At 56.9% G+C, this 8,715-nt stretch carries 7 protein-coding genes and 1 pseudogene; 6 read left to right on the plus strand and 2 right to left on the minus strand.

The annotated features are described in order from the left end of the window. The first annotated feature begins 104 nt into the window (after positions 1-104). Together EOC94_RS26135 and EOC94_RS26140 are read left to right on the plus strand one after the other, a co-directional pair. On the plus strand, positions 105-1,157 hold the full coding sequence (locus tag EOC94_RS26135) for an LLM class flavin-dependent oxidoreductase (protein ID WP_024505249.1): 1,053 nt from the start codon (positions 105-107) through the stop codon (positions 1,155-1,157). Continuing rightward, positions 1,144-1,770 carry a nitrogen fixation protein NifQ gene (locus EOC94_RS26140; protein ID WP_063169382.1) on the plus strand — a complete coding sequence of 209 codons (627 nt, stop codon included), beginning with the start codon at positions 1,144-1,146 and terminating at the stop codon, positions 1,768-1,770. The genes EOC94_RS26135 and EOC94_RS26140 overlap by 14 nt, the downstream gene beginning before the upstream one ends. Here the strand turns inward: EOC94_RS26140 and rpoN are convergent. Both rpoN and EOC94_RS26150 read right to left on the minus strand, forming a co-directional pair. Further along, positions 1,767-3,200, minus strand: coding sequence for an RNA polymerase factor sigma-54 (gene rpoN, locus EOC94_RS26145; protein WP_095484285.1), 1,434 nt, complete (start codon positions 3,198-3,200; stop codon positions 1,767-1,769). The two genes, EOC94_RS26140 and rpoN, sit on opposite strands and share 4 nt — an antisense overlap. A gap of 69 nt (positions 3,201-3,269) precedes the next feature. Beyond that, complete coding sequence (locus tag EOC94_RS26150; protein WP_029356553.1) at positions 3,270-3,803, minus strand: peroxiredoxin; 534 nt, start codon at positions 3,801-3,803, stop codon at positions 3,270-3,272. A 1,149-nt stretch (positions 3,804-4,952) separates the two neighbouring features. Here EOC94_RS26150 and EOC94_RS35165 point away from each other — a divergent pair. The 4 genes and pseudogenes from EOC94_RS35165 to EOC94_RS26175 all read left to right on the plus strand — a co-directional run bounded on the left by EOC94_RS35165 (position 4,953) and on the right by EOC94_RS26175 (position 8,399). Further along, positions 4,953-5,321 (plus strand): hypothetical protein, encoded by a 369-nt coding sequence (locus tag EOC94_RS35165; protein WP_206072932.1) that lies wholly within the window; start codon positions 4,953-4,955, stop codon positions 5,319-5,321. Between the two features lie 428 nt (positions 5,322-5,749). Then, positions 5,750-5,982: pseudogene (locus EOC94_RS26165) on the plus strand (IS21 family transposase); the annotation flags it as partial. A 173-nt stretch (positions 5,983-6,155) separates the two neighbouring features. Beyond that, positions 6,156-7,286: a histidinol-phosphate transaminase gene (hisC, locus tag EOC94_RS26170; protein WP_095484286.1), complete on the plus strand. Its 1,131-nt coding sequence runs from the start codon at positions 6,156-6,158 to the stop codon at positions 7,284-7,286. Between the two features lie 78 nt (positions 7,287-7,364). Continuing rightward, positions 7,365-8,399 carry an LLM class flavin-dependent oxidoreductase gene (locus tag EOC94_RS26175; RefSeq protein WP_095484287.1) on the plus strand — a complete coding sequence of 345 codons (1,035 nt, stop codon included), beginning with the start codon at positions 7,365-7,367 and terminating at the stop codon, positions 8,397-8,399. The last annotated feature ends 316 nt before the right edge of the window (positions 8,400-8,715 follow it).

Below are 8,715 nucleotides of genomic sequence, written 5' to 3' on the forward strand. Positions count from 1 at the left end.
TATGAAGCCTCGGCTCCACGACGCACCCGAGGTGCTTGAGATCCAAGCCTGCGCATGCGGAGCACATTCCCGGTCGGCTGACGTGTCTATAACGAGGAGAAATCATGGAATTTGCCACTTTCATTCTGGCCGCCCAGCGCGGCTATCACCAATCCTCAGAAAGCGTCATCCGCAACTCCATCGAACAGGCCGTCGCTTCGGAGCAGGCTGGGTTCAACACCGCGTGGTTTGCTGAGCACCACTTCAACAATTACAGCCTCATACCATCCCCGCTGATGATGGTGGCGCACTGCGCCGGCTTGACAAGCACGATTCGCCTGGGCACTGCCGTCTGCGTGCTGCCGCTTTACCAACCGCAGCGCCTGCTGTCCGAGATCGGCTTCGCCGACATCGTTGCGAACGGCCGTCTCGAGCTCGGCGTAGGCTTGGGATACCAGCAGTTCGAGTTCGAACGGTTCGGCGTGGACATCGATGAGGCGCCGGCCGTCTTTTCGGAATACCTGGACATCATTCTCAAGGGCCTCAACCAAAACGTCTTCGAACACGACGGCCAGTATGAGAAGATCCCCCCAACAGCGATTTCGGTCCGCACAGTCCAGCAGCCGACGCCGCCTATCTGGATCGCTGGCGGAGCCGCACGGATGGCTCGGGCCTACCGCGAGGGGCACAATTTTTTTGTCACAGCCTTCCACGACGGCTTAGAGACTTTGACCACACTGCGTGAATCAGTCGAGAGGGCGGCGGCATCCGAGGAAAAGAACGTCACCGACGTCAAGATATCGCTGCTGCGCTGCTGCTATGCCAGCCACGACGAGTTGGAGATCAACAGCTATCTCGACAATGCCCGCTTCCAGCGCCGGCTTTCTGAAGCCCTGCATCAGCGCCGCCAACAGAGCCACGATGGCTACCTGCTGCAGGAGACACCGACCCAGCAGGATCTGTCCTTCGAGACCATGCGCAAAAATTTGCCGATTGGCAGCGTAAATCGCGTGATTGATCGCCTGCTGGAAGAGATCGATATCTTGAAACCGGACCAGATCGCAGTTCAGACTCAATTGGGCGACTTCGACCAAAAGACGATGCTGCGCCAGATCGAGCTCTGGGGCGACAAGATCATCCCTGCGGTCAACAAGGCGCTTTGTCATGCCGGAAGCTGAAGCCGGCCGTTACGATGATGGCTGCCTATCCAGCGCGCAATGGCGTGGGTCCGAGCTAGGGAGGAGCTTCGATCAGCATGTGCTGCCCTGCGTACATTCACGTTCGCTTGAGGAGGTCCAGGCGGGCGAGGTGTTGGCGACGGAGGGGACAGGCCTTTCGTCTGTCGAATTGCGTGATGTCTTGGCCGCAACTTTCCCGTCTACCTCCAGCAGCGTATTCGCTTTGGAGGAGTTGAGCGAGCCCGAGCCGGAACTGGAAGAGGAGCTGCTACGCCGGCTGCTGCTAGCGCATGCTGCGCCGGCCGACCCGGCGAGCGCCCGCTTGGCCAAGATCATCGCCCGGCGTGCGATGCGCATGGACCATCTTTGGCGGGATCTTGGCCTCTCAAATCGCGCTGAGCTCAGCCGCCTGCTTGCCAGACATTTTCCCGCGCTGGCGGCAGGCAACACAGAAAACATGAAATGGAAAAAGTACTTTTACCGCAAGCTGTGTGAGGCCGAAGGCTTTTCGTCATGCACAGCACCCAGTTGCGGGGAATGCCATGACTTCGAAAGCTGCTTCGGCCCGGAGGAAGTTGAGAGTCGCCTCTCGCCGACCACGAATGTCGGTTAGTCACTTCGCTTGATCGCAACTGCGGACAAACGCTTTTCGCGGCGCCGTCGTATGGAGGAAGGGATGTTCATCGCCTCGCGATATTTGGTGACGGTACGGCGAGCGACATCGATGCCGGTCTCCTTGAGTTTAGCAACGATGTCTTCGTCGGAATGTACCTTGTCGAGCGATTCTTCGGCTATGATTGCCTTGATCCGATGGCGGACAGCTTTGGCGGAGTGCGCGTCGCCGCCCTCGCAGGATGCGATTGGCGCAGCGAAAAAATACTTCAGCTCGAACACCCCGCGCGGAGTCAACATGTACCTGTTCGAAGTCACCCGGCTTACCGTCGACTCGTGCATGCCGATCTCGTCAGCGACATTTTTGAGACAGAGAGGCCGCAGATGGGCGGCGCCGTGTGTAAAAAAGGCATCCTGCTGGCGCACGATTTCGGTCGCAACCTTAAGGATCGTCTTAGCGCGCTGCTTGAGACTGCTGATCAGCCAGTTCCCTTTTTCCTGGCAATGGTCGAGAAACGCTTTGCCTTCCGGATTTTGATTGGTCAGCTGCGAGATTTCGGCGATATAGGTGTGGTTGATCAACACTTTGGGCAGCGTGGCCGGATCAAGCTCCACCCGCCATCCACCTTCGGACTTGGGCATTACCCAGACGTCCGGTACGATGGTTTCCGGCGTCCCGGACTGGAACCGGTCTCCAGGCTTGGGATCGAGCGCGCGGATTTCGTTCCTCATGTCGAGGAGATCCTCCTCGTCGACTCCGCAACGCTGCTTCAATCCCTGAAAATCCCCCCGTGCAAGCATCTCGAGATTGGCGACCAAAGCTGCCATAGCCGGGTCGAACCGGTCTTGCTGGCGCAGCTGAATCTCCAGGCATTCGCTGAGAGTTCGCGCAAAAATCCCCGGCGGATCAAATTGCTGCAAGATTCCGATGACCCGTTCCACATCAGCTTGCCGAACGTTTAACCTCCTGGCCAGATCGAAAAGGTTTACCTGAAGATAGCCAGTGTCCTCCAGATGGGCGGCGAGCTGTCCGGCAATCAGCCGCTCCTGGGGGGTGAACGGGGTGAGGGCGACTTGGCGGGCGACATGGTCGTGCAATGTTTCGGTGTGGGCGGTAAACTCCTCGACGGCAGGTCGATCGTTGCCGCTACTGCGTTGCGACTTCCATTGCCCGCGCCCGCCAGACGGCCCGCCAATGGGCGATTCGCCGATTTCGCTTCTGCTTTGACTGCTCCGCTGATCCTCCCCTGGCAGCGGCGAAACGTCGTCAAACGGGTCAGGCTTCAAAACGGGGTTCTTCTCGAGTGCCTGCTCCACGAGCTGATGGAGTTCAGTATGCGTCAATCGCAGCAAGCGAATAGCTTCAATGGCTTGAGGCGATAAGACCATACGTTGCTTCTGGCGTTGAAGCAGGCTTGCTGAGAGATGCATGTTGAACCGGTAATCTGCCGAGGAGGCTCTAGTGTGTGCTGGGGTTGTGTGAGACTTGCCACTTCTGGGTCATGCCGCCGCCTTCAGTTTGTCGAGAACGTTTTGCGGGGATGAAACGCCATAGGGGTCCGTCTCGCAGTTGTCACAGAAGCCTTCCTCCTCGAACCACTGCTCCACCACGCCATCGTCGATCAGAGCGGCGTATCGCCAGGAGCGCATTCCAAAGCCCAGATTGTCCTTCGCGACCAGCATGCCCATCTTGCGCGTGAACTCGCCCGACCCGTCTGGGATCAGCTCGATCTTCTGCAGCCCCAAGGACTTTCCCCACGCATTCATGACGAAAGCATCGTTGACTGAGACGCAGTAGATCGCGTCAATTCGCAGTTCCAGAAATTGATCATAGAGTTTTTCGAAATCGGGCAGTTGGAAGGTCGAGCAGGTCGGGGTGAAGGCGCCAGGCAGCGAGAACAGGATAACGCGCTTGCCCCCGAAATAATCGTCGGAGGTCTTGTTCTCCCACCGATAAGGATTTGGCCCCCCGATCGACTCATCGCGAACACGCGTGCGAAAGGTCACGAGAGGAACGTTCTTTCTATCGGTCATTAATTTGCTCCCAGGCCAAAGTGGTACGGTGCATCTTTCGGTTAAACTGAAGCGGCATCGACTTCCGTCGACAGTTCCGGCAGCCTCGCGCCTTGGCGTGGTTGCCTCGGACAGGTCTTGTGCAAGACCGCCCCCGAGCAGGGACGTTTAACGGCGACGAGCTTCCAGTTTTCCGCGGAGACGGGGAATGTTTGCTCGCGGGCTTTATCGAGCTTTGAGAGGTAGGCATGGTCTCCAAACGTGGTTTTGACTGCGTTCTATCGACCGAGTCGCAAGCGCCATGCCAATTGACCCGATGCCTTGGGTTCACTTCGGTTTTTGCAGCAACTTTCGTGTTGTGCAGTAATGCCGGTCGATATTATTGCTCAAGCAGCACTGGAAATTGGGTGCGACTCCGTTCGGCAAACCCGGCCTTTGTCCGAAGCCGGACACGAATGTCGGGAATTAGCCAAACGCCAGGACCTGGGGCGGGTTAAGAAACGTTGCCGTGGGCACCGGCTTCAGCACAATTGCGCCACGCGAGCATGGCTCCCAGCGTCAATGCCCTGCAGCAGCGAGACGAAAGTCACTGCAGAATATCAACCTCTGCGAAGTCGTTGAGACCCAGCATGTGCGAGCCGTTCGAGGCGCAGATCAAGGCATGCTCGAGGAAGAGCTCGTGCTCTCGGCAGCAAGTGTTGCGACGTCTGACAAGGATAGTCGCGCTTCAAGGAAAAGAACCTGAATGGTGCACGGCTTGTGAAGGCCTGGCGCATGGAAATGGCTGGGCTGATCATCCCCCATGGCGGGTGGATGAAGAGCTGGCCCCTATCTCCCTCAGCTGCAACGGGGGGAGATAGGGCATGTCCGTCCTATCGCGCTCGGTAACATTCCTCGGTGAGGCAATAAGGGGGAGCAATTTCTCATTTCGGCCGACACGACCCAGCTCTCCTTTCATGCGCTGATTCCCCTAGGGAAATCGCGACTCCAGCCTTCCTATGCAGCGAATCGCGGTGCTGTCCGATGTCCGACAATGTCGGATGCGGATCGTAGCTGGGCTAGATCCGTCACTTTGCCTCGAATGGTTTCCCACTGGCATAATATCTGCTTCGCCCCAAATGCGGCGACAGTTATCTCAGGAGGGAGCCAAAATCTGTGCGGCATCTGTGAATGGATCGACTTCAATCGAGACCTCGGAGGTCCCGACGCGCGAAGGGAGCTTGCCGATATGACGGCCACCATGGCGAACCGCGGTCCGGACGACGAGGGGACTTGGATCGGCGGGCCTGCGGCGCTGGGACACCACACCTGGCAATCATCGATATCCAGGGCGGCCGTCAGCCGATGATGCTCCAGGAGGATGGCCGACCTGACTTGGTGCTCGTCTACACGGGTGAGACTTACAACTACCGCGAGCTGCGTCAACAGCTGGCCGGCCTAGGCCATCGCTTCGACACGAGCAGTGACACCGAGGTGGTGCTGCACCGCCCACGCGAGTGGGGCTCTTCGGCGGGTACACTTTTTTCACGAAACCCATGAATGTTTCTCGCGACATCATCCCGCAATCGGTGGTGCAGCGGGTGAAGAGCCCGTATCCGGCTATCCAGGATGCCGCCTACGACAAAATGCTACGTACGCGGTTCACTGCGGTGCTGGACGACCTAGTGCGGCAGTGGCACCGCTGTTGTCCGTCGACAGGTCCCGCGCTTGCTCGGTGCGACCAACAACCTTAAGGGCTAGGGCGTATCCTGACCCTGCAAGATCTCCTCACCGACTATAAGGTGCGCCTCACGATCTGAGACGATGGGACAGGATGGCCAAGGAGGTGCGCCGTCTTGCATGCCCGCCAGCGAGGCGAACCCTCTTGGCTACGCGCGCCACCAGAGACGCTCCATATCGTCAGGCCCGCGTCTCATGCTCAGATGAGCCGGTATTTGGCTCTCTCATCAAGCGAACCGAGAGAGCCCATGCCAAGACGGAAGCAAGCAAGACGAACGAGCGTCAGAGATACCCTGCGCCTGACCCATAAACAGGGCAGTCTGGTGGGCGAGGTGGCAGAGCAACTGATGTTCGGCAAGACCTCGGTTTCCACCTATTTCTGCGGGCGCTGGAGGCGGGCTGTCGTGCTGGCCCTGCATGCGGCTTTGACGACGATGCGATGTTGAAACACCGTCTGTTGGGCCGAATCGGCCGTCGGCCACACGTTGGGTCGTCATCAGGTTCTCGACAGCTTCCCGGTGTCAAATCCAAACCGTGGTCGGCGATCCCCACCAGGGTGGGAAGGCAGCGCTGATATAGCCGAACGTCGATCAAGTCACGATCAACGATTGCCTCATGTCACATGCCCTGCGGGACTGAAAAACGGAGAAGAACATGTGCGATGCAAAACTGAAGACCGTGCTTTCGCTTTTTTCGCCGGTGGCCAGCAAATTAGATGCTCTCTCGTCCAACGGACCAGCGACGGATGCAAATTGCGTTAAGCTAAATACGAACGAGAACCCGTTTCCGTTGCCGAAGAGCGTAATGCAAAGTGCAATTGCTGCGATCGAACACCAGTATCTTTATCCGGAAGACGACAATCTCAGCTTAAGGGCAGCTGCCTCCGATGCTTACGGATTTTCCAAAGATCAGGTGATTGCCGGCAACGGTTCGTCGGAGCTGCTCGGACTCATCTACAGAGCTTTCCTCGCCCCAGGAGATAGAGTGGCAATGCTGTCGCCCGGATTTTCGTTCAACCGTAAACTTGCCATGTTGCAGGGTGCCGAGTTTCTCGAAATCGCATCGAGCGAAGCTCATCCCCTGCCGATAGAAAAACTGCTGTCCGGCCCCGCAAAAGACGCGAAGTTCATTCTGTTGGCTAATCCGAACAATCCGACCGGAACATTCGTGCCGGTGGCCGAAATCGAACGCCTTGTGGAGCAAGCAGATCGCTTGATCGTCTTGGATGAGGCCTACGTTGACTTCGCACCCGACCATGCCCTGCGCCTCGTCAATAGACATCCGAATCTTTTGATCTTGAGGACTTTTTCAAAGAGCTATGCTGCCGCTGGCGTGCGAGTCGGCTTCGGTTTCGGTCACCCAGAAATCATTGGCAGGCTGCGCAACATCCAGAATGTCTTCAACATGAACGTGATCGGGCAGGCGGTCGGGAAAAGCATTCTTGCGCATCGCCACGCCTACGAAGAGAACCACAGGCACATCAAGCATGAACGACAGCGAGTGACCCTGGCGCTGTTGCAACTTGGCTTTTCCGTAACACCCTCCCACGCAAACTTTTTGCTGGCCCGTGTGCCGGCGGGACAGGAGGGCTCATGCTGGCAAGCCGCGTTGAAAGAGCAGGCGATCCTCATCGCCAGCTTTCCTGACGTAGATTTGAAGAACTGTATTCGCGTCAGCATTGGCACCACAGAGCAGATGGACAAATTCCTTGCTGCCGCCAAACGCGTCTGTATGAGCTTTAAGAAGAATTGCGGTGTTCACAAGCATGAAGTCGATTCACATTAAGCATCAAGTAATAGGTGTTGATATGTCGTGAGCTATGATTTTATCGAACAAATAATTGGTAATTTGGAGAACAATTAATTGAAGAAAATTTCCGCTTCGGGCCTGACCTTCGGCATCTTCGATCATCTGGACGAAAACGGCGATGACATCGCACAACAATATGCAGATCGGCTGAGCCTAGCAGAAGCGTGCGATGGCTATGGCTTTTATGCGTATCATCTCGCCGAGCACCACTGTACGCCGCATGGCAGAGGTCCATCACCGAATTTGTTCTTAGCGAGCGTCGCCCAGCGAACCCGCAGTCTTCGTGTTGGTCCCATGGTAATGCTACTTGCGCTCTATCATCCGCTGCGTGCCTTCGAGGAGATCTGCATGCTTGATCAGTTGAGCGGCGGCAGGCTTGAACTCGGCATAGGGCGCGGCTCTGCTCCCACTGAATTGGGATACTTCGGGGTTGCTGTAGAAGCAGCACCAGAACAGTATGCGGAGGCCAGTGAGATTCTCATCAATGCGATGAAAGGCGGGACGCTTTCTTATCAGGGCCGCCACTTTGAGTTGAAAGATGTTCCGCTGACGTTGAGACCTCACCAATATCCCCATCCGCCGACATGGATCGCCACCAATCGACCCGAGCCGGCTAGCTGGGCCGCTGCGAATGGGGCAAACATCGCCTGCGTCGGACCTTCCACTTCTGTTCGCAGCGTTACCGACGCGTTCCGCGCCGCCCGAATTCACGATGCTGACATTGGCCAGCAAGCGCCATTTCTTGGATTGCTCCGAATGGTGGTGATAGGGCGTTCTGAAACAGATGCGTATTTGCTCGCAGCACCTGCCTATGAACGATGGCTCAATAGCTTCAAATTTCTATACGAACTAAATGCCATTTCCACTCCACCAAACTTGCCTTTGAACTTCGATGCAGCAATTGAAAGTGAATTGTGCGTCGTGGGAACGGCAGATTCTGTCCGAAAAGCTCTCCTTGATCAGCTGGAAGAGGCAGGTGCTAATTATCTTCTGTGTCAACTGGCATTTGGGGATTTGCCGCTGGATGCCTCACTATACACCGCATCGGCCATTCGATCCGAAATCATGGCTCGAGTTGCCGCATCGTGAATCCGTCGTGTGATTGGAGGAGCAGCGGCAGCGCTGCTCCTCATTGCGAAACGGTTGTGGGGGCCGGACTCCTGTGTCAGGTGTAAACCATTGGAGCACGTCCTATCTGATCCAGGTCATATCCTGCGGCTTTGAAGTAGTTGGCACATTCGGCTGGGGTGAAGAGGTCGACGACCGCGCCGAGGCGTCCTGACCTTGCCCCTCTGATCTAATCCGGTTTGAAGTTCGTTCTGGCCCATCCAGAGGACCAGGACATGAAACGCAGCCGCTTCTCTGAAGAGCAGATCATCGGAATTTTGAAGAAACACGAGGCCGG

The organism is Mesorhizobium sp. M6A.T.Ce.TU.016.01.1.1 (assembly GCF_003997065.1).
Taxonomy (GTDB): domain Bacteria; phylum Pseudomonadota; class Alphaproteobacteria; order Rhizobiales; family Rhizobiaceae; genus Mesorhizobium; species Mesorhizobium mediterraneum.